18 protein-coding genes and 1 tRNA gene are annotated in these 20,989 nt (G+C 53.8%); 8 read left to right on the top strand and 11 right to left on the bottom strand.

The features are described from left to right. Window positions 1-101: 101 nt before the first annotated feature. The 4 genes from mutY (at window position 102) to BN2591_RS19465 (ending at window position 4,136) form a co-directional block, all read left to right on the top strand. Window positions 102-1,151, top strand: coding sequence for an A/G-specific adenine glycosylase (mutY, locus tag BN2591_RS19480; RefSeq protein ID WP_086873487.1), 1,050 nt, complete (start codon window positions 102-104; stop codon window positions 1,149-1,151). Between the two features lie 25 nt (window positions 1,152-1,176). Next, window positions 1,177-1,452 (top strand): oxidative damage protection protein, encoded by a 276-nt coding sequence (locus tag BN2591_RS19475; protein WP_017457565.1) that lies wholly within the window; start codon window positions 1,177-1,179, stop codon window positions 1,450-1,452. 109 nt (window positions 1,453-1,561) lie between these two features. Beyond that, the gene (mltC, locus tag BN2591_RS19470) at window positions 1,562-2,644 is read left to right on the top strand and encodes a membrane-bound lytic murein transglycosylase MltC (protein ID WP_086873486.1); all 1,083 of its coding nucleotides are present in this window, start codon (window positions 1,562-1,564) and stop codon (window positions 2,642-2,644) included. Window positions 2,645-2,882: 238 nt separating this feature from the next. Beyond that, window positions 2,883-4,136 carry a nucleoside permease gene (locus tag BN2591_RS19465; protein WP_086873485.1) on the top strand — a complete coding sequence of 418 codons (1,254 nt, stop codon included), beginning with the start codon at window positions 2,883-2,885 and terminating at the stop codon, window positions 4,134-4,136. Window positions 4,137-4,533: 397 nt separating this feature from the next. Here BN2591_RS19465 and citG read toward each other — a convergent pair whose 3' ends face one another. The 8 genes from citG to BN2591_RS19425 are packed head-to-tail and all read right to left on the bottom strand — an operon-like array spanning window position 4,534 to window position 11,880. Next, the gene (citG, locus tag BN2591_RS19460; protein WP_086873484.1) at window positions 4,534-5,361 is read right to left on the bottom strand and encodes a triphosphoribosyl-dephospho-CoA synthase CitG; all 828 of its coding nucleotides are present in this window, start codon (window positions 5,359-5,361) and stop codon (window positions 4,534-4,536) included. Further along, window positions 5,339-5,878 (bottom strand): citrate lyase holo-[acyl-carrier protein] synthase, encoded by a 540-nt coding sequence (gene citX / locus BN2591_RS19455; protein ID WP_020455180.1) that lies wholly within the window; start codon window positions 5,876-5,878, stop codon window positions 5,339-5,341. The genes citG and citX overlap by 23 nt, the downstream gene beginning before the upstream one ends. After that, a complete protein-coding gene (gene citF / locus BN2591_RS19450) occupies window positions 5,875-7,401 on the bottom strand; it encodes a citrate lyase subunit alpha (protein WP_045512859.1) in 1,527 nt (508 codons plus the stop codon). The genes citX and citF overlap by 4 nt, the downstream gene beginning before the upstream one ends. A gap of 10 nt (window positions 7,402-7,411) precedes the next feature. Continuing rightward, window positions 7,412-8,287: a citrate (pro-3S)-lyase subunit beta gene (citE, locus tag BN2591_RS19445; protein WP_086873483.1), complete on the bottom strand. Its 876-nt coding sequence runs from the start codon at window positions 8,285-8,287 to the stop codon at window positions 7,412-7,414. Then, window positions 8,284-8,577, bottom strand: coding sequence for a citrate lyase acyl carrier protein (gene citD / locus BN2591_RS19440; RefSeq protein WP_086873482.1), 294 nt, complete (start codon window positions 8,575-8,577; stop codon window positions 8,284-8,286). Before citD ends, citE begins: the two co-directional genes overlap by 4 nt. Window positions 8,578-8,594: 17 nt before the next feature. Next, window positions 8,595-9,614, bottom strand: a complete 1,020-nt coding sequence (citC, locus tag BN2591_RS19435) for a [citrate (pro-3S)-lyase] ligase (RefSeq protein ID WP_086873481.1) — start codon at window positions 9,612-9,614, stop codon at window positions 8,595-8,597. A 16-nt stretch (window positions 9,615-9,630) separates the two neighbouring features. After that, window positions 9,631-10,494, bottom strand: a complete 864-nt coding sequence (locus BN2591_RS19430; RefSeq protein WP_086873480.1) for a fumarylacetoacetate hydrolase family protein — start codon at window positions 10,492-10,494, stop codon at window positions 9,631-9,633. Between the two features lie 21 nt (window positions 10,495-10,515). Then, window positions 10,516-11,880, bottom strand: coding sequence for a 2-hydroxycarboxylate transporter family protein (locus BN2591_RS19425; RefSeq protein ID WP_086873479.1), 1,365 nt, complete (start codon window positions 11,878-11,880; stop codon window positions 10,516-10,518). Window positions 11,881-12,215: 335 nt separating this feature from the next. On the opposite strand from BN2591_RS19425, the gene BN2591_RS19420 reads away from it, so the two are divergent. Both BN2591_RS19420 and BN2591_RS19415 read left to right on the top strand, forming a co-directional pair. After that, the gene (locus BN2591_RS19420; RefSeq protein WP_086873478.1) at window positions 12,216-13,853 is read left to right on the top strand and encodes an ATP-binding protein; all 1,638 of its coding nucleotides are present in this window, start codon (window positions 12,216-12,218) and stop codon (window positions 13,851-13,853) included. After that, on the top strand, window positions 13,843-14,535 hold the full coding sequence (locus BN2591_RS19415) for a response regulator (RefSeq protein ID WP_086873477.1): 693 nt from the start codon (window positions 13,843-13,845) through the stop codon (window positions 14,533-14,535). The genes BN2591_RS19420 and BN2591_RS19415 overlap by 11 nt, the downstream gene beginning before the upstream one ends. A 35-nt stretch (window positions 14,536-14,570) precedes the next feature. Here the strand turns inward: BN2591_RS19415 and BN2591_RS19410 are convergent, their stop codons facing one another. Continuing rightward, window positions 14,571-16,706, bottom strand: a complete 2,136-nt coding sequence (locus tag BN2591_RS19410) for an ornithine decarboxylase (protein ID WP_086873476.1) — start codon at window positions 16,704-16,706, stop codon at window positions 14,571-14,573. Window positions 16,707-17,105: 399 nt separating this feature from the next. Here BN2591_RS19410 and BN2591_RS19405 point away from each other — a divergent pair, with 399 nt between their 5' ends. After that, entirely contained in the window at window positions 17,106-17,822 is a 717-nt protein-coding gene (locus tag BN2591_RS19405) for a DUF554 domain-containing protein (RefSeq protein WP_086873475.1), read from the top strand. Window positions 17,823-17,927: 105 nt separating this feature from the next. Next, window positions 17,928-18,003, top strand: a tRNA-Phe gene (locus BN2591_RS19400). A 200-nt stretch (window positions 18,004-18,203) separates the two neighbouring features. Here BN2591_RS19400 and BN2591_RS19395 read toward each other — a convergent pair. Both BN2591_RS19395 and BN2591_RS24935 read right to left on the bottom strand, forming a co-directional pair. After that, window positions 18,204-19,373, bottom strand: a complete 1,170-nt coding sequence (locus BN2591_RS19395; RefSeq protein ID WP_086873474.1) for a DUF3322 domain-containing protein — start codon at window positions 19,371-19,373, stop codon at window positions 18,204-18,206. Between the two features lies 1 nt (window position 19,374). Further along, entirely contained in the window at window positions 19,375-20,721 is a 1,347-nt protein-coding gene (locus BN2591_RS24935; protein WP_341864806.1) for an SbcC/MukB-like Walker B domain-containing protein, read from the bottom strand. Window positions 20,722-20,989: the final 268 nt, after the last annotated feature.

The following is a 20,989-nucleotide window of genomic DNA, read 5'->3' as shown; positions in this document are numbered from 1 at the left end:
TCCAAAGTTCATCGCCCGATGCAAGCACCGGAAAGTTCCGGTTTACAGCTCATCGCCTCTGTGCTGCAATCTTCGCCCCTGATTACGTGATTCTGGTGACCATGCAAGCGTCTCAATTTTCAGCCCAGGTGCTGGGCTGGTACGACAAATACGGGCGAAAAACCCTGCCCTGGCAAATTGAAAAAACGCCTTACAAAGTATGGCTATCGGAAGTGATGCTGCAACAAACGCAAGTGACAACCGTAATCCCCTACTTCCAGCGCTTTATGGCGCGTTTTCCAACAGTGACCGATCTGGCGAACGCGCCGCTGGATGAAGTGCTGCATTTATGGACCGGGCTGGGTTATTACGCCCGCGCCCGCAACTTGCATAAAGCCGCACAGCGGGTCGCAAACCAGCACGCGGGGCGATTTCCGGAAACGTTCGAGGAGGTCGCAGCCTTGCCGGGCGTTGGCCGCTCGACCGCTGGCGCAATTCTCTCTTTGTCGCTGGGCAAACATTTTCCAATTCTTGATGGCAACGTAAAGCGCGTGCTGGCGCGTTGCTACGCGGTTGGCGGTTGGCCGGGTAAAAAAGAGGTGGAAAAGCGTTTGTGGGAGATCAGCACAGACGTCACCCCGGCTCAAGGCGTCGAGCGCTTTAACCAGGCGATGATGGATCTCGGCGCGATGGTTTGCACCCGTTCGAAACCGAAATGTGAACTCTGCCCGCTGCAAACGGGCTGTGAAGCTTATGCTTCCGGCACCTGGGCGCATTATCCGGGGAAAAAACCGAAACAGACGCTGCCAGAACGCACCGGGTATTTTCTGCTGATGCAGCACGAAGGCGAGGTTTATCTTGAGCAGCGCCCACCAAGTGGGCTGTGGGGCGGGTTATTCTGCTTCCCACAGTTCAGCGATGAGGCCAGCCTGCGTGCCTGGCTGGCGCAGAGGAAGATTAGCGCTGATAATCTCAGCCAACTTGTGGCGTTTCGCCATACATTTAGCCATTTCCATCTGGATATTGTGCCTATGTGGCTTGGCGTGTCCTCGTTCTCGTCTTGCATGGATGAGGGCGCAGGTCTTTGGTATAACTTAGCGCAACCGCCATCCGTCGGTCTGGCGGCTCCCGTGGAACGCCTGATACAGCAATTACGCGCCGAAGTCCGTTAGGCGCGCAAGCAAAGAGGATTATTTAATGAGCAGAACTATTTTTTGTACCTTCCTGCAACGCGAAGCGGAAGGACAAGACTTCCAGCTCTATCCGGGCGAACTCGGAAAACGCATTTACAACGAGATCTCGAAAGAGGCCTGGAAGCAGTGGCAGCATAAGCAAACCATGCTGATCAACGAGAAAAAACTCAACATGATGAACACCGAGCACCGTAAATTGCTGGAAGAGGAGATGGTTAATTTCCTGTTTGAAGGCAAAGATGTGCACATTGAAGGCTATACGCCGCCAGAAAAAAAATAAGCCGCTGTTTACGCGCAATCACTGGTAATGCCGCGAAAGCATGGGAAGGCATTGCCAGTGCGCAGAGGACACCGGCGCTAACACACCAACACAATTGCATCCCGGAATGATGAAAAAATATTTAGCGCTAGCGATTATTGCGCCGTTGCTGATTTCTTGTTCCAGTTCGAATAAAACGGGCGACGACTACAACGAAGCCTGGATTAAAGACACCAACGGTTTTGACATCCTGATGGGTCAATTTGCCCATAATATTGAGAATTTATGGGGATTTAACGAGGTTCTGATCGCAGGTCCAAAGGACTACGTTAAATATACCGATCAGTACCAAACCCGCAGCCACATCAACTTCGACGAGGGGACGATCACCGTCGAGACTATCTCCGGCACCGAACCTGCGGCGCATCTGCGCCAGGCGATTATCAAAACCCTGCTGATGGGCGACGATCCGGGTTCAATCGATCTTTACTCCGATGTCGACGATATTCAGATCTCGAAAGAGCCGTTCCTGTATGGCCAGGTGGTGGATAACAACGGCGAAGCCATTCGCTGGCAATGGCGCGCCGCGCAGTTTGCGGACTATTTGCTGCAAACGCGTCTGAAAAGCCGCAGCAATGGTTTACGCATGATCTACAGCGTGACGATTAACCTGGTGCCAAACCACCTGGATAAACGCGCACATAAATACGTCGGGATGGTGCGCAAAGCGTCGCATAAGTATGGCGTCGACGAATCGCTGATTCTGGCGATCATGCAAACCGAATCGTCCTTTAACCCGTACGCCGTGAGCCGTTCCGATGCGCTGGGATTAATGCAGGTTGTGCAGCACAGCGCCGGTAAAGATGTATTCCGCGCGCAGGGGAAATCTGGTACGCCCGATCGCAGTTATCTGTTTGATCCGCAAAGTAACATTGATACCGGCACTGCCTACCTGGCGATGTTGAATAACATTTATCTCGCCGGTATTACTAACCCAACATCACGGCGCTATGCGGTTATTACCGCTTATAACGGCGGTGCCGGCAGCGTGTTGCGCGTCTTTTCCGCCGATAAAGTGCAGGCGGCAAATATCATCAACACCATGACGCCGGGAGATGTGTATCAAACCCTCACCACGCGTCACCCTTCGGCGGAATCCCGCCGCTATCTCTACAAAGTTAACGCCGCACAGAAAACCTACCGTCGCAACTAATCTGCTGCCTCTTTCGTCTGTCCCGACGAAAGAGGCATAAGGTATTCATGTGAGTGATGCAAACGGTTGCGCTAAAGTGTGAGATCCGTCACCATATAAAAATGCAATCAGAGGAAGTTTGCATTTTTATGTCGGGCATAACAAATTCGCCACCCCGTAGATGGTAGAATCCTGACACATAACAAACGCAATTGTGCCCATTCCAACATCTATCACTCTCCTTTGTGAGGAAATTAGCATGAATCTTAAGCTGCAGCTGAAAGTCATTATCTTTCTGCAGTTCTGCCTGTGGGGAAGCTGGCTGACTACGCTTGGCTCTTATATGTTCGTTACCCTGAAATTCCAGGGCGCGGAAATTGGCGCGGTGTATAGCTCGCTGGGTATTGCATCACTGCTGATGCCAACGCTGCTCGGTATCGTTGCGGATAAGTGGCTGAGCGCAAAATGGGTTTATGCCCTGTGTCATCTGGTTGGCGCGATTACGTTATTTATCGCCGCGGGTGTCACCACGCCAGGCGCTATGTTCGCCATCATCCTGCTTAACTCGCTGGCCTACATGCCAACGCTGGGCCTGGTAAACACCATTTCTTACTTCCGCCTGAAATCCGCAGGCCACGATATTGTGACCGATTTCCCACCGATTCGTATCTGGGGCACCATCGGCTTTATTCTGGCGATGTGGGCGGTGAGCTTCTCCGGTTTCGAACTGAGCCACATGCAGCTCTATATTGGCGCGGCGCTGTCGCTGGTGCTGAGCCTGTTCTCTCTGACGCTGCCGCATATGCCGGTTGCGAAAAGCAAAGAGAAACAGACCTGGGTGGAGATGCTGGGCCTGAACGCTTTCGCGCTGTTTAAAAACAAGCGCATGGCGATCTTCTTTATCTTCTCAATGCTGCTGGGCGCCGAGCTGCAGATCACCAACATGTTCGGCAACACCTTCCTGCACAGCTTTGACGCGAACCCGCTGTTTGCCGATAGCTTCATCGTGACCCATGCTTCGGTGATGATGTCGATTTCGCAGATTTCCGAAACCGCGTTTATTCTGGCGATCCCGTTCTTTATGAGCCGTTACGGCATCAAGAACGTCATGTTGATCAGTATCATCGCCTGGGTACTGCGTTTTGGTCTGTTTGCCTATGGCGACCCGACGCCGTTCGGTACCGTGTTGCTGGTGCTGTCGATGATCGTTTACGGTTGCGCGTTCGACTTCTTTAATATCTCCGGTTCGGTATTCGTGGAGAAAGAGGTGAATCCGGCTATCCGTGCCAGTGCGCAGGGTATGTTGCTGATGATGACCAACGGCTTCGGCTGTATTCTCGGCGGGATGGTGAGCGGCAAAGTGGTTGAGATCTACACCACGGCGGGCATCACCGACTGGAAAACCGTGTGGTTGATTTTCGCGGGTTACTCACTGGTGCTGGCCTTTGCCTTCGTAATGCTTTTTAAATACAAACATGTGCGCGAACCAGCAGGTGTAGCGCAGAAAGCCTGAGCCCCTTCAGCGCCGCTTTGAAGGCGGTAAAAGAGGCAAAGACAAAACCCGGCCTGAACGCCGGGTTTTTTTATCCCTGCATGAACACCACCTCCTATGGAGGTGGTCAGCAAGAGGTTTTGGCTTTGCCTTTAAATCGTTCAGAACAGGCAGAGACTAATTGTAGGGCTTTTAGTACGCCCCTCTGGGGCGAAATCAATGCCACCTGCTAAGCAGGTGGTTTTTTACGACCATTTGCCCCCCTTTTTTTGCGGAGGTGGTTAGCCGCAGGCTTTAGCTTATTATCTTTTGAGTGAAATCGTTCAGAACAGGCAGGGACTTTTTATTAGGGTACTGATTGCGCCCTTCTGAGGTGCAACCAGTGCCATCTGCTATGAGATAGTTTTTTATAGCCAGCTTACAGCTCACCAAGAACCCAGGCCACCGCCAGCAAATCCGCGCTACCGCCGGGACTTAACCGGCGAGCCATTAACGCACTATCCATTTCGCGCAGCGCATCGCTATCCCAACCTGTTGCCAGCAATCTCGCCGCATAATCCTGGACGTAGCGCAGCCCTTCAATACCGCCGCGAGAAACCAGATTGCTGTCACGGTTCGCGGCCATCAGGCGCAGCAGCGCATTGTGTAACCGCCGCTCCCCCTGTTCCTGATGCCAGAACGGCAACACTGCGCGGCGCACAGTGATAAACCCCTGCTCGGCTTCACCGCGTGCCCCCGTCAGCCCATACTGGCGAAACTGTTTTTCACCCGCAGTGATAGCCTGTGGGCGACCATCCAGTTCACGCGCCACTAATCCACAGCAGATTTCACTGACCTGCTGGCAAAGCGCGTCAGCGCTAACCCTGCGCCCTTGTCCCTGCAAACGCCCGGCGGCGAAACAGAGCAGACCAAGCGAAAAAATGCCGCCCTTATGGGTGTTCACGCCCCCTGTCGCCGTGAACATCGCTTGCTCGCAGGCGATACCCATCGGGCGCAGCAGCCGTAGCTGCTCGCTGGCCGGTTTCTGTGCATGGGTTTTTCCTGCTTCGGCAAAGACCCTGAACCACGGCGTAATCGCCGCAATACTCTTTAAAAACAGCGCATGATCCATATCCTGGTGCGAGCCGTTATTGGCTCTGTCCACCAGCCCCGGTTTGGGGGTTAAATCCAGCTCAAGACGCAGCGCCTGTGCCGCAAGCTCAGGCACATCAGCAATGGCGGATTTAGTCGCGAGCAAACCAGCCATCAATTAATTTCTCCACGCGAGCCACTACATCTTCTAACGAATGGCGACGCGAACGGGCGCAGCCGTGTGCAGGTTCATCACATACCAGACAGCGGCGAGTATTTAAATCCAGCGAATGTCGCCCCACCTGCCCTGCTTTCGGGCAAAACACATCGAAATCCCACAATCTGCCAAGCGGATGGGTCTGTTCCATCTCCACGCACTGCGCTTTGATTTCCACCGCCGGATGCTCCACGCACCACAACGCTTCCGCGCCGGTTGGCAGCCACAATACCTGCCTGTCCAGCACGCGCCAGCGGTTTTGCCACAACAACTGGTCGCAGGCCTGGAGGGCCACGCCCATGGTATTGCGGTAACGAATACTGTCTTTTACCGCTCCGGGGGTAACCAGCGTCAGCGAAATAACGGGTTGTTGATAATGAGTGAGCCAGTCAGCCTGACGCGCCGCGCGGCTATCTTTCGCCGCCAGCAGCGCTTCGAGGCTGACGCCCGCTCTCACGGGCGTCAGTGTGGTCATAGATTGTCCTCTTTAACCTGACGAACCACATCGATCACGCTGCCGTCGCGATAGCGGATTACACCAACAATGCGGTCAGTAAAAGCGATCGGTTTCGGTTCGCCGGTCAGTGAAATCGCACGCTGATAAAGCGCTTCGATGTCGACGATTTTCAGGCCCGCCGCCAGCAAACGCTCGCGGATATCCGGACGCGCCGGGTTAACAGCAATACCATGATCGGTGACCAGCACGTCGATGCTTTCCCCTGGCGTCAGCAATGTGGTCACGCGTTTTACAACGGTAGGAATGCGGCTGCGTAGCAAAGGAGCCACGACAATGGTGAGGTTGGCAGCTGCCGCGACATCGCAGTGACCGCCGGATGCGCCACGCATCACGCCATCAGAACCGGTGATGACGTTAACGTTGAAGTCGACATCGATCTCCAGCGCGCTGAGGATCACTACATCCAGTTGATCGCAGCTGGCAGCCTTACCGCCCGGGTTGGCATAGACGTTAGTGGAGATCTCGACATGATTAGGGTTACGGCGCAGCGAAGCCGCCGCTTCGCCATCGAAACACTGCGTATCCAGCAGTTTTTCAATAAGCCCTTTCTCATGCAGATCCACCAGGCTACCGGTGATGCCGCCAAGCGCGAAGCGGGCTTTCACCCCGTGGCGCTCCATTTTTTCTTCCATGAAGCGCGTCGCTGCGGTCGCTGCTGCGCCGGAGCCGGTCTGCATGGAGAAACCGTCTTTGAAATACCCCGAATGTTCAATGACATCTGCCGCGTAGCGGGCAATCATCAGCTCGCGCGGATTGCTGGTGACGCGGGCCGCACCGACGCTGATTTTCGCCGGATCGCCCACGCTTTCTACCTGCACGATCAGATCAACCTGATCCTGACCAAGGCTCGCTGGCATGTTCGGGAACGGCACCAGCTCTTCGGTCAATAACACCACTTTTTTGGCGAACTGCGCGTCCACCATCGCGTAACCCAGCGAGCCACAACAGGATTTCCCCTGAGTGCCGTTGGCGTTACCGAACTCATCGCTGCACGGCACGCCGAGGAAAGCGACATCGATGTTCAGCTCGCCATCCTGCAACAGCTTCACGCGGCCGCCGTGAGAGTGAATCTGAACGGGCTCCGCCATCAGGCCGTGAGAGATCGCATCTGCCAGCTTGCCGCGCATCCCGGAGGTGTAAATACGCGAAATTACACCGTTCTGAATATGTTCGATCAGCGCATCGTTGCAGGTCATCAGCGAACTGGAAGCCAGCGTCAGGTTTTTAAAACCCAGACGCGCCAGCGTTGCCACAACGTTGTTGATCACGCGATCGCCTTCGCGAAATGCGTGGTGGAAAGAGATAGTCATACCGTCTTTCAGACCACTGCGGGCAATCGCGTCTTCCAGCGTCGCGCAGAGTTTGCGCGTGTGTTTGGTGTTGATATCCGCCAGCCACGGTGTTGCCGCGTGAGCGCTTTCAAAGGGTTTTAAATCACGCAGATGGGGAAAATTAACGTGAAGAAGCTCTGTTTGATTCATTGTTCTGTCCTTAACGACGCACGCCGGACGCAGCCGCACGTTCCAGCACCATCTGCGCGTGATTAATAATGGGGGCGTCAATCATTTTGCCGTTCAGCGAAACCACGCCGAGACCATTGCGTTCGCCCTCTTCCGCCGCTTCGATAACCACTTTCGCGTGATCCACTTCCTGCTGGGTTGGTGCATAGGCGTTATGCAGCAGATCGATTTGACGCGGGTTGATCAATGACTTGCCGTTGAAACCCATTTTGCGCACCAGATCGACTTCGCGCAGGAAACCGGCTTCATCATTGACGTCTGACCACACTACATCGAACGCATCAATCCCGGCGGCGCGCGCAGCGTGCAGTACGGCGCAGCGCGCATAGAACAGTTCAGTGCCGTCGCCACGTTCGGTTTGCATATCCATCACGTAGTCAAACGCGGCGAGCGCGATGCCAATTAAGCGCTGCGAGCTGCGCGCAATCGCGACGGCATTAATGACGCCAATCGCTGATTCAATCGCCGCCATCACGCGGGTTGACCCCACTTCGCGCCCGCAGGCAAGTTCGATACGCTCCAGGTGGCGTTCCAGTTCGTAGATATCTTCCGGCGTGTCCGTTTTCGGTAAACGCACCACATCAACACCGGCGCGAACCACCGCCTCCAGATCAGGCAGGCCAAACGGCGTGTTCAGTGGGTTAATACGCACCACGGTTTCCATATCCTGATACATCGGATGTTGCAGTGCGTGGAACACCAGCAAACGCGCAGTGTCTTTTTCGCGCAGCGCTACTGCGTCTTCCAGGTCGAACATGATCGAATCAGGACGGTAGATAAAAGCGGTGGAGAGCATGGCGGCGTTAGCGCCCGGCAGGAACAGCATGCTACGACGTAGTTTTTTCACAGCAGTTTCCCCCAGTCGATTTCGGTGCCTTCGGCGGCGCGCAGAATGGCGCTTTGCAGACGGGCACGGATTACGCAGTCCAGTGCGCCTTTATCTTCAATGATGATTAAGCCCTGGCGGACTTCCATCGCGCGCAGCGTGGTATCCACTACCTTGCGGATTTGATCGCCGAACTGCTTCATCACCTCGCTATGGATAACAATATCCAGCTCGCCTTCTGCGGGGGCGATTTTCACCATCAGGTCGCTGGACTCCATCGTCCCGGCCAGCGCCTCCCTTACAATTTTCATAATTATTTTCCTGATTTTTAAGCGACTTCCGCGCTGTAATGAGACTCAAGGTGCGCAAAAGTGGTATCCGGTACAATTTCCCGAATACGGGAAAACTGGTGTGTTTTAAGCAAACGACGCACTTCCGAGGCAGAGATGGCGGTGCCGGTCGCTTTAATGCGCGGAACTTCCACCACCTCGACCGCACCTGCCAGCAACTGATGCATAGTCTGGTTGTACTGGCGGGTGATATCGCAAAACGGCTCGCTGCCGATAAAGCGGTGGGTAACACCGAGCGCCGGAGCAATATGGTTACGGAAGATGAGCAGGTCGATTTCACTCCACGCCTGCTGCACTTTGCCGGTCTCTTTGAGGAAATAGGCCGGAAAGGTAGCGCGGGAAATAATGTACTGAGAGCCTTCGTGAACCGTGACATTGGGCAGGTGCGCCACACCCGCTTTCACCATTTTCAGCCGTGCGGAGAAAGGAAAAAACGAGGCATCTTCACGCACCACAAACAGGTGCAGCCAGTCGCAGGCCTGTGCGGCCTGCTCAACAAGATGCCGATGGCCCAGCGTGAAGGGATTGGCGTTCATCACGATGGAGCCGATGCGCTTTCCGGCAACGCGGCGCGCCTGCAAAGTACGGCAGTAACGCTGAATGCCAGACGGTGTATTCTCCATCAATATCGCGTTGTTGCCGCTCTGGGCAATCGGCCAAAAACCGCTGTGCTGGAAACGCTCCCGATTGCAGGGGCGCGTGCACAGGAACAGATGAAAATGTCCACGCGCCAGCGCCAGGTGCTCTACTTCCGCCAGCAGCCGCGCACTGAGGTTTTCCCCACGCAACTGTTCTTCAACCGCTACACACTTGATAACGTTGGCGGCGAGACCTGCACAACCCACCAGCCGGTTTCCCGACCAGGCTTCAACGAAGGTGGTGATATCGCTGTCCATACCTAAACCACTGTCTGCGAGCAACGTGCGGATAGAGGCCAGCCGTTGAGTATTGCCGTTGACTTCCGCAACGCGGAAGTCGATGGAGGGTCGTGCTTGCATCGTATTGCCTTCGTCTCTAGTGTGCTGCCGTCAGCGCATGGTCTGGCGCTTCGATGATCACATTGCTGAGGTGACCGATATTTTCGATCTCCACTTCGATGCGATCGCCTGCTTTCATAAACAGCGGTGGATTGCGTTTTTTACCAACGCCGCCCGGTGAACCGGTGATGATGACGTCGCCCGGCGTCAGACTGGTAAAGGTGCTGATGTACTCGATAAGCTCGGCGACCTTGTGGATCATGCTGGCGGTGGTGTCGTCCTGCACCATGCGACCATTCAACCACGTGCGGATAGTGAGCTGATGCGGATCGGGGATCTCATCTGCCGTCGTCATCCATGGGCCGAAAGCGCCGGTCTGCCGCCAGTTTTTACCGGCGGTGAACCAGGTATGCTGCCAGTCACGCGCAGAGCCATCCATATAGCAGCTGTAACCTGCGACATGGCTTAACGCTGTGTCACGAGAGATGTTTTCACCGCCTTTACCGATGATTACTGCCAGCTCACCTTCGTAATCGAATTCGCTGGAGTGACGCGGTTTCAGCACCGGCGCGTTATGCCCGGTTTGAGAGTCGGCGAAGCGCACAAACAGCGTCGGCGCCGGGTTATGTTGATCGAACTCTTTGCGTTTCTCGGCGTAGTTCATGCCGACACAGAGAATTTTCCCCGGGTTTTCAATAACCGGCAGAAAGTTGAGATCGTCAAAGCGCAGATCCGTCGCTTCACCGCTCAGCTGTTGTGCCTCACTCAGCGCGTCGGCCGCGAGCAACGATTTCAAATCACCGTAGCGGTCGCCCAGGCGCTGGCCCAGATTGATGACGCCATCAGCCTTCACGATGCCGTAGCTACGGATCCCCTGATGGACAAAGCTTGCGAGTTTCATATCAGTTCCTGTAGTGCTTAATCAGACGAGGAAATTGCCAAGAACCAGCAGCGATACCGACACGTTGATCGCACCACCAATACGGGTCGCAATCTGTGCAAACGGCATCAGGCTCATACGGTTACCGGCAGTCAGGATGGCAACGTCCCCTGTACCGCCCTGGCCGCTCTGGCAGCAGGAAACGATGGCGACATCAATTGGATGCATGCCAATCTTTTTACCTACGAAGAAACCAGTGGCAACCAGCGCGGAAACGGTACTCACGATCACCAGCAGGTTATCGAGAGTGAAAGCGTGAACCAGTTCTTCCCACGGCGTAATGGCAACGCCCACGGCGAAGAGGATTGGGTAAGTCACAGAGGTCTGGAAGAATTTGTACACCACCTGAGAACCTTCCAGCAGGCGCGGAGAAACACCGTGCGCGAGCTTAACCAGCACGGCGGCAAACAGCATACCGACCGGAGCAGGCAGGCCAATCAATTTGTGGCCAAGCATACCGATCATATACAGCAACACTGCCAGCAGTGCACCCGCCGCGATGGTGGTGACATCAGTTTTACCGGAAAACGCGGGAGCAGCTGGCGCTTGTTCATCACCGTTGCTGCGGTTTGGCATCAGTTGGCCTTCGCCGGTCAGATGCGGGAAGCGTTTACCCAACTGGTTCAGGCAGCCGGAAATAATGATTGCGGTCAGACCGCCCAGCATCACCATCGGCAGTACACGGCCCAGCGCGACGCCCTGATCCATGTGCAGCAGCGTGGCGTAACCAATGGAGAGCGGAATCGCGCCTTCACCTACACCACCCGCCATGATTGGCAGAATGATAAAGAAGAAGATCTGGAACGGTTCCATACCCAGCGCCAGGCCAACGCCCATACCCACCAGCATGCCAACCACTTCGCCGCAAACCATTGGGAAGAAGATACGCAGGAAGCCCTGTATCAGGGTGGTGCGGTTCATGCTCATGATACTGCCGACAATGATGCAGCAGATGTAGAGATAGAGGATGTTGGTTGATTTGTAGAACTTGGTAGTGGACTCAACCACCACGTCCGGCAACAAACCGTAATAAACCATTGCCGAAGGGATAAAGGTGGCGCAAATCGCCGCTGCGCCCAGTTTGCCGACGATCGGCAGACGTTTACCGAACTCACCGCAGGCAAAGCCGAAGAACGCCAGCGTCGCCACCATCACGACGATATCGCTCGGCAACTTGCCGCCAAGACAGTCGATAGCAATTAACGCACCGGCCAGCAGGAATAATGGCAGTGGAATAATCCCAACTTTCCATGTATCCATAATGTGCCACCACTTATCCTTCAGTGATGTTTTTTGAATCGCCAGCGATTCAGAGGTAACAGAGAATGAATCGTCAGTTGTGCTCATAATTAAGCCCCTTGGTTATTTTGTGTCTGTAGAGTAAAGGGCTAAATGCGTACTTTATGTGAGGAATAGCATATTAAAACCGGAGTTTTAATGGCTCCTATGGTTTTTAAGGTTTCTTTTATTTTGTGTGATTTACGCCTTAATTATTGCCGTGGTTTTTATGGTTTTTTTAAATAGAAATACAAGTTAATAACATTTCCAAAAAAGAATATTTAACAGACCATTTTTCCGCTTCAGCACTGGCTGTGCAAGGGATCACAAGTTTCCAGTAAACTGCGTACGCGCGCGCAAAAAGATGCTACATTGGCACTTTGCTGGCTGCTGTGCGAACCGTCATGAAAGTCTCGTTCCAAATCAAACTTTTTATTTCACTGGTGCTTTTTTTCTCCGGTTTGTTCGTTCTGCTTGGCGTTTATTATTACAAGGATGTCGGCCGCCAGCTATATCAGGAAATGAGCGCACGGGCAAAAATACAGGCCGAGGAAATAGCGATCATTCCGAATTTACGCAAATCGGTTGCCGATAAAGATATTCGAGCCATCGCGCAATTTATGCATAAAGTGGTGGCACATAGCGATGCAAGCTTTATTGTTATTGGCGATGACAAAGGCATCCATTTATTTCATTCAGTCCATTCTGATGTGGTCGGAAAAACATTAGTGGGCGACGATAATACCGAGGTGTTGCACGGGAAAAGCATCACCACTATCCGCAAAGGCGGGCTGGGTATTTCGTTACGCAGTAAAGCGCCGATTTTTGATGATGCCGGGCGCGTGATCGGGATTGTGTCGGTGGGGTATCTGACCAGTTATCTCGATACCATCACGCTCGGTAAAGTGATCAACATTTTTATTGCCGCTGTATTGCTGCTGGCTGCGCTGTTTATTTTTTCCTGGTTCTTTACCCGCAGCATTAAAAAACAGATCTTCTCCCTTGAACCGCGGGAGATTGGCCTGCTGGTGCGCCAACAAAAGGCGATGATGGAATCGATCTATGAAGGGGTGATAGCGATTGACAGCGAACTGCGTATTGAAGTGATCAACCAGGCAGCGCGCAAACTACTGGGGTTGAGCCAGCCAACGCGTGCGCTGCGCGGGCAAAACATCGCTGAAGTGATCTCCCCGGTGCCGTTTTTTGACCGTTCGATGATGCTGGAAAACGACACGCACGATGAGATCTGCCGTTTCAACCAGTTGACCGTTATCGCCAGCCGGGTACGCATCATGCTGGAAGATAAATTGCAGGGCTGGGTGATTACCTTTCGCGATCGCAACGAGATTGACACGCTGAGCGCGCAGCTAAGCCAGGTGAAACGCTATGTGGATAACCTGCGCATTATGCGCCACGAGCAACTGAATCGCATGACCACGCTCTCTGGTCTGCTGCATATGGAGCGCTACGATGAAGCCGTGCGCTACATTCAGGCGCAATCAGAACACGCGCAGGAGCTGCTGGACTTTATCTCTTCGCGCTTTAGCTCGCCAACGCTATGCGGTTTGCTGCTGGGGAAAGCGGCGCGCGCCCGTGAAAAAGGGGTAGAACTGGCCTTTGATCCGCTGTGTCAGATGGACAGAGCCTGCCGGTTGTTGGGTGAAGCGGAGCTGATCTCAATCATTGGTAACCTGTTGGATAACGCGATTGAAGCAACCCAGCGCGCAACGCTGCCTCACGAACCGGTTGAAGTGCTGATTTTGCTGAACGAACGGGAGTTGATTATTGAAGTGGCGGATCGCGGTATCGGCATTGATCCGGCGATTCGCGATCATATTTTTGAACGCGGGATGACCACCAAGCGCAGTGGCGATCATGGTATCGGTCTGTACCTGATCGCCAGCTATGTCACGCAGGTGGGCGGATCGATTGAAGTCTCCGCTAACACGCCTCGCGGCACGATTTTCTCTTTGTTTATTCCTGAAACGGGTAACGTACCGCGTCCCGTGCCGACCCTGGAAGATCAGAATTATGCAACATGAACTGATAGACGTGCTGATAGTAGAAGATGAAAACACGCTTGCGCAGCTTAATGCGGAACTGGTCAGCAAACACCCGCGCCTGCGGCTGGTTGGCATTGCCTCGTCGCTTGCCGAAGCGCGCGCGTTATTGAGCAACACCCAGCCGCAGTTAGTGTTACTGGATAACTATTTACCGGATGGCAAAGGCATCACGCTTATTAACGATCCGCAGATTATTCGCGCGAACTGCTCGGTGATTTTTATTACCGCCGCCAGTGATATGGACACCTGTAGCCAGGCGATCCGCAATGGCGCGTTCGACTATATCCTCAAACCCGTGTCGTGGAAGCGATTGAGCCAGTCGCTGGAGCGCTTTGTGCAATTCGCCGAGCAGCAACGCGTGTGGAAAATTGTCGACCAACAGAACGTGGACTCGCTTTACCAGTTACAGGCGAAGAATTTCCGCCAGGATAATGGCAGTAAAGGCATTGAAGAGAGCACACTGGCACTGATTCAGAAGCTTTTTGCTGATGAGATCGCGCGCTGTTTCTCCGTCGATGAAGTGGTGAGCGAAACGGGGTTGAGCAAAACCACCACCCGGCGCTATCTGGAACACTGTGTGGAAGCCGGCTATCTGGCGGTGGAGATGCAGTACGGGAAAATTGGCCACCCGAGACGCATGTACCGCCGGGTGGCAGCGTGAGATAGCCCCTCACCGTGTGGTTGAGGGGCTAAACACTACTTCAGTACATAACCGTACAGGCGTTTGATGCCGTCGGTGTCGGTCTCCGAATAAACGCCCTGTAGCTCCGGTGAAAAGCCCGGCAGCAGATTGACGCCCTCTTCCAGCGCGAGGAAATAGCGCTGCACCGCACCGCCCCACACTTCTCCCGGCACCACGCAGAGCACACCCGGCGGATAGGGTAGCGCGCCTTCGGCGGCGATGCGCCCTTCTGCCTTACTGATGCGCACCAGCTCAACATTGCCGCGAATAAACTCGCTGTTGGCATCCTGCGGGTTCATTACGACCGCTGGCAGGCTGGCTTTGCGGAACATCGCTTTTTGCAGATCTTTTACGTCAAAACTCACGTACAGATCGTGCATCTCCTGGCACAGTTCACGCAGCGTGTAGTCGCGATAACGTACCGGGTATTTATTAAAGATGGTGGGCAGCACATCGGCCAGCGGGGTGTCGTCTTCAATATGTTGTTCGAACTGGGCGAGCATCGCCACCAGTTGCGCCATCTTCCCGGCGCTTTCGGCCGGCGTCAGCAGGAACAAGATCGAGTTGAGATCGCACTTCTCCGGCACAATGCCATTTTCACGCAGGTAGTGCGCCAGAATGGTGGCCGGAATGCCAAACCCGGTATATTCGCCCGTTTCCACATCAATGCCCGGCGTGGTCAGCAGCAGCTTGCAGGGATCAACAAAATATTGCTCGTGCGCATAACCTTCAAAACCGTGCCATTTATCGCCCGGCTCAAAGCTGAAGAAACGCCGCTCACGGGCGATCACGTCTGTCGGGTGATCCTGCCACGGTCGCCCGGCGATTTCCGGCGGTACAAAAGGTTTGATCATCTTACAATTAGCGATAATCGCTTTGCGCGCTTCAATACCCAGTGCTACACATTCTGCCCACAGACGACGCCCGCTCTCACCCTGATGGATCTTGGCGTTAACGTCCAGCGCGGCAAACAACGGGTAAAACGGGCTGGTTGACGCATGCAGCATAAACGCGTTGTTCAGCCGTTTATGCGGACAAAAACGTGCCTGCCCGCGCAGATGGTTATCTTTTTTGTGGATCTGCGAAGTTTGTGAGAATCCAGCCTGCTGCTTGTGCACCGACTGGGTGACAAAAATGCCCGGATCGTTCTCGTTCAGCTCCAGCAGCAGCGGCGAGCAGTCGGCCATCATCGGGATAAATTGCTCGTACCCTACCCAGGCCGAATCAAACAGAATGTAGTCGCACAGGCTACCGATCTTGTCGATCACCTGCCGTGCGTTGTAGATCGTGCCGTCGTAAGTACCAAGCTGAATCACCGCCAGACGGAACGGGCGCGGCTGTTCTGCCTTTTCCGGCGCGACTTCGCGGATCAGCTCGCGCAGGTAAGTTTCATCAAAGCAGTGATCGTCAATGCCGCCAATAAAACCAAACGGGTTACGCGCGGCCTCCAGGTAGACGGGCGTTGCGCCGGCCTGGATCAAGGCGCCGTGATGGTTGGATTTGTGATTATTACGATCGAACAGCACCAGATCGCCCCGCGTTAGCAGCGCATTGGTCACTACTTTGTTGGCAGCAGAGGTGCCGTTCAATACAAAATAGGTTTTATCGGCGTTGAATACCTTCGCGGCAAACTTCTGCGCGTGCTTGGCCGAACCTTCGTGGATCAGCAAATCGCCAAGCTTGACGTCGGCATTGCACATGTCGGCGCGAAACACATTCTCGCCGAAGAATTCGTAAAACTGGCGGCCCGCCGGGTGCTTTTTGAAGAACTCGCCATGCTGATGACCGGGGCAGGCAAACGTGCTGTTGTCCATTTCGACATACTGGCGCAGCGTATCGAAAAATGGCGGCAACAGATTATCTTCATAGCCACAGGCGGCGGTTTCCAGCTCCAGCCAGTCCTGATCTTTACCGCCGATCACCGCTGTCACGCCTTGTGGCACGGTCTGCGGCTCTTGAGTGAATAAAAAAACCGGCAGGTTAAACCCCGTCCGTTTGAGTAACGCAAGAATGCCGCTGCGGCTCTCCGCTAATGTCATGACGACTGCCGCCACATCCGTAAAATCGGTACTATCCAGCGTCACCACTTCGCGGTGGGTGGAAAGCGCGGATATCAGCTCGCGGCTGACGGCAATTTTCATTGATTTCATAAGCACGAATACCCGTTTCAGGGGAGTAAAAGACCCCGGACAAAGCAGTTGCTTCGCCCAACGAACGTGTCTGACTGGAACCAGCTCCGACCGCCAGACATCAGTAAAAGCAGACAGCTTCTGATCTTACTGTTGTCCTACAGTGAGCGTGCGTTAACCTCACCGCATGGTGAGTGAAGTATGGGGGAAAATGACACGGGTGCCCGAAGGCATGCAGGTGCAAAACGCGCGACAAACCGCAGTCATGTACGTCATCTGGCCGCTCCCGTAAGGTGGAATAAAATTCGCGCAATCATGTCACCTTTCCCAAAGAGGCGCAACCAGGCCGGGCGTGGTCGCGCATAAAAATGCTATTCTACGCGGGATATTATTCAGTTATATGAAACACAGGAGTGACTCGTGCTTACAGGTCCTTTTATTAACGCTGCCGCGGTACTGATTGGCGGCACGCTTGGCGCATTGCTCAGCCACCGCCTGCCCGAGCGCATCCGTTCCTCCATGCCTTCGATTTTCGGCCTTGCGTCGCTGGGTATCGGTATTTTGCTGGTAATTAAATGCGTGAATCTGCCGGTAATGGTGCTCGCTACGCTGGTCGGGACGCTGATTGGTGAACTCTGTTATGTCGAGCGCGGCATCAGCGGCGGTGTTAATGCGCTACGTAACCTGCTGCAAAAACGCAAAGGTGGGGATGCTAACAGCGCTCACGAGTCGTTCATCCAGAGCCTGGTGGCAATCATCATTCTGTTCTGCGCCAGCGGTACCGGGATTTTTGGCGCCATGCGTGAAGGGATGACCGGCGATCCAAGTATTCTTATCGCCAAAGCTTTTCTCGATTTCTTTACCGCCGTGATTTTCGCTACTTCACTCGGTTTTGCTGTCGCGGTGATTTCCGTGCCGATGCTGATTATCCAGCTTACCCTCGCCACCTGCGCAACGCTGATCCTGCCGCTGACCACGCCCGCAATGATGGGCGATTTCACCGCCGTTGGCGGCATTCTGTTGCTGGCGACCGGGTTGCGCATCTGCGGTATTAAGATGTTTGCCGTGGCGAATATGCTACCTGCGCTGGTGATTGCGATGCCGATTTCTGCCCTGTGGACAGCATTTTTTGCCTGAGCGAACGTGCATTATGCGCAAAGTGGTGATAGATTGTGCAGTCCGCAACGAATTGAAGAAATTTCGTTGACGGAGCGCGGCGAATCAGGTTTAATGCGCCCCGTTGCCCGGATAGCTCAGTCGGTAGAGCAGGGGATTGAAAATCCCCGTGTCCTTGGTTCGATTCCGAGTCCGGGCACCACTATTTAGAAAACCCGCCCTTGAGGCGGGTTTTTGCTTTTCAGCGTTCCGGTAGATGTCTGGTTGTCTTAGCCGCTGTTAAGCCTTCTGTAAGAATGTTATTGGCGACCTTTATATTTCTGCAGCGTTTACAAAGATAATTGGGAATATAAGTTTTGAAAGAACTCAATATAAAAAAGCAGAAACCGCTCTGATACGCGGCTAAAGATGTTTGAGGTTTCTTTTCCCTTTCTGCAACCATTTTATTAGTACTTCTTCAACTATCCCCGCAGGCAAAAACTCCTGCTCCAGACGGCCACGCCGTAAGCTAATTAAGTAACGATAAAAATCGGCCTCTTCAACAAATAAGCCATCGGGTATTGCTTCCTGTGCTTTTACCGGTTCAGTAACAGCGCTATGGCTAGCATATTGCTCAAACAGCCCATGGTTCATGAGTAAAGCATCTAGCGTCGGACGACAACATCTGGCTCTTGCCAGCATCAACAATCCCCAGCTATCCATATCGCCCCAATAGGCAATGTGCTTGTCATCCAAAACCGGGCTGGATAACCATTGCACGTCAAGCCCACACCCCAGAATCGCGATAGTGTCAGATAATGCTGGGAGTTGATGCAGGCATTGCTCATTTTCAATCACCAGTATGCACGACGCGGGCAATGGTGTTTCCGCCAGTTCCGCCGTTGTCACCCGGCATTTTTTAAAAGGAAGCAATCCGGGCGATAGCGGTGCAACCAAAACCCAGTGGCTGGACTCATCAAAGGCATCGAGAAAAGTTATTAGTCCCTGCTCGCTGGCTTCGCCTGAAAAACGCACGTCCAGCAGTTGGGTTAATAACGAAATATTATTCTCGATAAATTTGGTATCCACCCCCTGCCCGGAAAGCAGTCTTAACGGCAGCCCTTTTGCATAACCGGGCTCTAATCGGCAGGCCAGCCTGGCGGCGCTGATGATGTCCTGCGGATCTTTGTGCCGCCAGAGAGAGCGATGGCTGACCAACAGCGGATGAAAAATGGGGTCAACCTGCTCAATAATTCCCTCCAGCAAGCGAAATTCCCGGCTCACCGCCAGATCCGCTGCAGCGCTGATCCAGTCAGAAGGGCCATTCAGGATCCAACGCAACGGCATTGATACCGGTCCGTCGCTCGCCCGATAACTCACCGCTTCCCATTCCACACGTCCAACTACAACTTGCCGCCATGACTGCACGTGTTGCAAAACGCGCTGAGCCTGCTCTGCGAATACTCTGGCGGAAGGTTTGCCAATGGGCAGACAGAGCGGCCAGTTGCCGGGTGGAAGTAAACGCTCAGCACGATGTTTGGCGTTATCCCATTGTCGGGAAAGTTTTTTGCGCAGCTCGTCAGGAGAATACATTCTATGCGTTCTCCCGCCGCTGGTAGTGCTGCTCAAGCTCTTCCCAGCTCAACGAAGCCATATTGGAATTCTGACCGCGACGGTGGACGATAATCGCCGAACGGGTATGATCGCGCAGCAGCCGCATCTCTTTATTGGGGGTGATAAATACCGCATGTAAGCCAAACTCTCTAAGCGCGGCAATGATCCTACCCGCCACTGCATGAGAGCTACGGGAGAAGGCTTCATCAAGGATAATGGTGCCGAAAAGCGGGTAACGACTCCCCGTAGGACAAAGCGCATAGCTAAGTGATGCGGTCAACACGTAAGACGCGATAATCTCTTTTTCTCCACCGCTACCGCCCTGTGACCCTTTACGTGACGCAATGACATTACCGGTCTGACGATCCATCGCAGCGACAGAAAACTCAAGACGAAAACGTGGATCCAAAAGCGCTTTGGCGCTCAAGGTTCGGTTCTTTTCACAAGCGTCACGAAGCAACTGAACCAGCGCCTGCAAGGCCTTGTAATGGCTCTCGCCGTTATCATCAACAAACCGTGCGGCATTCAATTGACGCTGCGCTTTTTCAAGCGTTCTCAAGCTTTCATGGACAACTTTTTTGGTTTCCAGGCGCAGGTAACAATCTGGCTGGAAATCGACCCTGAACATGGTTTCATTGAGTTCGCTGAGGCGCGCCTCAATAACCAGCACCTCATGATCGATATGGCTGAGCAGTTGCGTTACGCCGTCGTCAGATGAACGATTCAGATAGTCAAGGAAGCGGTTGAGCTTTTCCGGCAGGGCTTCTTCGGTCAACTCCTGCAAACGCTGTAAATAGACAGGAACATCGTCCAAATCCGCCCCCGCCTCAACGAGCGCGCCGGTATCCACACGTTTGGCTTCAGACATACGTTTAGTCAGCTCTATGTTCAGTCGATGCAGATCACCTTTAACGCCCTCAATTTCCTGCTGAATTCCCCGCTCATATTGACGTTCCAGATCGCGAATGTCGGGCAGTTGCTCCAGAGTCACCATCGGAAAATGTGACGCGCACAACTCTCGCTCTTCATCCTGCATATCTTGCTGCGCGGTTTGCTGGGCCTTACGTTCTGCGGTCCGGGCGAAGGTGAGCTCGGTATCCAGCCCATTAGTGACATTATTGGCGGCTCTGAGCTGCTTATCAAGTTCAGATTCAACCGTTTGGGCCTCATTAAGTTTTGCTTTCGCTACGCTGGCGTCAGAATCCGGGTGGGTCAGATTCTCCAGCCGCTCCCTGAGCGCGTCCAGTTGGCACTTTGCGCCGGGAACATCGATGCTATCGTAATCAATCTGTTGTATTTTCTGGAATGAAACGGCCTGATTTTGCAAAAGCCCCACCTCGCCTTTGGCAAACTCAAATGCCTCGCTTGCAGTTTTAACCTGCTCCTGGAGCGCGGCGATTTCTTTGGCAAGGAAGTTCAGGCGATCGCGGTTATCGAATCCCGTCAGCCAGTCTTCATCAAGGCGTTTCTGATCCTGTTTGTCATAAAAACGCTGTTTACCAGACATTAACCCCTGCACCGTCATCGCATGCGGTGTGTCACGCAGTTGTTCAGGGCTGTCAACACAATGCCTGTCGCTTTCGGCCAGTAATGCT

The organism is Kosakonia pseudosacchari, from assembly GCF_900184035.1.
In the GTDB taxonomy this organism is placed as follows: Bacteria; Pseudomonadota; Gammaproteobacteria; order Enterobacterales; family Enterobacteriaceae; genus Kosakonia; species Kosakonia pseudosacchari.
This window is presented reverse-complemented; position numbering and strand designations above follow the sequence as displayed.

Coding starts and splice junctions, on each gene's coding strand:
- citX (WP_020455180.1), bottom strand. CDS start 5,878: ATGACCACACTGACGCCCGTGAGAGCGGGCGTCAGCCTCGAAGCGCTG.
- BN2591_RS19430 (WP_086873480.1), bottom strand. CDS start 10,494: ATGAAACTCGCAAGCTTTGTCCATCAGGGGATCCGTAGCTACGGCATC.
- mltC (WP_086873486.1), top strand. CDS start 1,562: ATGAAAAAATATTTAGCGCTAGCGATTATTGCGCCGTTGCTGATTTCT.
- BN2591_RS19410 (WP_086873476.1), bottom strand. CDS start 16,706: ATGAAATCAATGAAAATTGCCGTCAGCCGCGAGCTGATATCCGCGCTT.
- BN2591_RS19415 (WP_086873477.1), top strand. CDS start 13,843: ATGCAACATGAACTGATAGACGTGCTGATAGTAGAAGATGAAAACACG.
- citD (WP_086873482.1), bottom strand. CDS start 8,577: ATGAAAATTGTAAGGGAGGCGCTGGCCGGGACGATGGAGTCCAGCGAC.
- citF (WP_045512859.1), bottom strand. CDS start 7,401: ATGAATCAAACAGAGCTTCTTCACGTTAATTTTCCCCATCTGCGTGAT.
- BN2591_RS19475 (WP_017457565.1), top strand. CDS start 1,177: ATGAGCAGAACTATTTTTTGTACCTTCCTGCAACGCGAAGCGGAAGGA.
- mutY (WP_086873487.1), top strand. CDS start 102: ATGCAAGCGTCTCAATTTTCAGCCCAGGTGCTGGGCTGGTACGACAAA.
- BN2591_RS19395 (WP_086873474.1), bottom strand. CDS start 19,373: ATGTATTCTCCTGACGAGCTGCGCAAAAAACTTTCCCGACAATGGGAT.
- BN2591_RS19420 (WP_086873478.1), top strand. CDS start 12,216: ATGAAAGTCTCGTTCCAAATCAAACTTTTTATTTCACTGGTGCTTTTT.
- citC (WP_086873481.1), bottom strand. CDS start 9,614: ATGCAAGCACGACCCTCCATCGACTTCCGCGTTGCGGAAGTCAACGGC.
- BN2591_RS19465 (WP_086873485.1), top strand. CDS start 2,883: ATGAATCTTAAGCTGCAGCTGAAAGTCATTATCTTTCTGCAGTTCTGC.
- citG (WP_086873484.1), bottom strand. CDS start 5,361: ATGGCTGGTTTGCTCGCGACTAAATCCGCCATTGCTGATGTGCCTGAG.
- BN2591_RS19425 (WP_086873479.1), bottom strand. CDS start 11,880: ATGAGCACAACTGACGATTCATTCTCTGTTACCTCTGAATCGCTGGCG.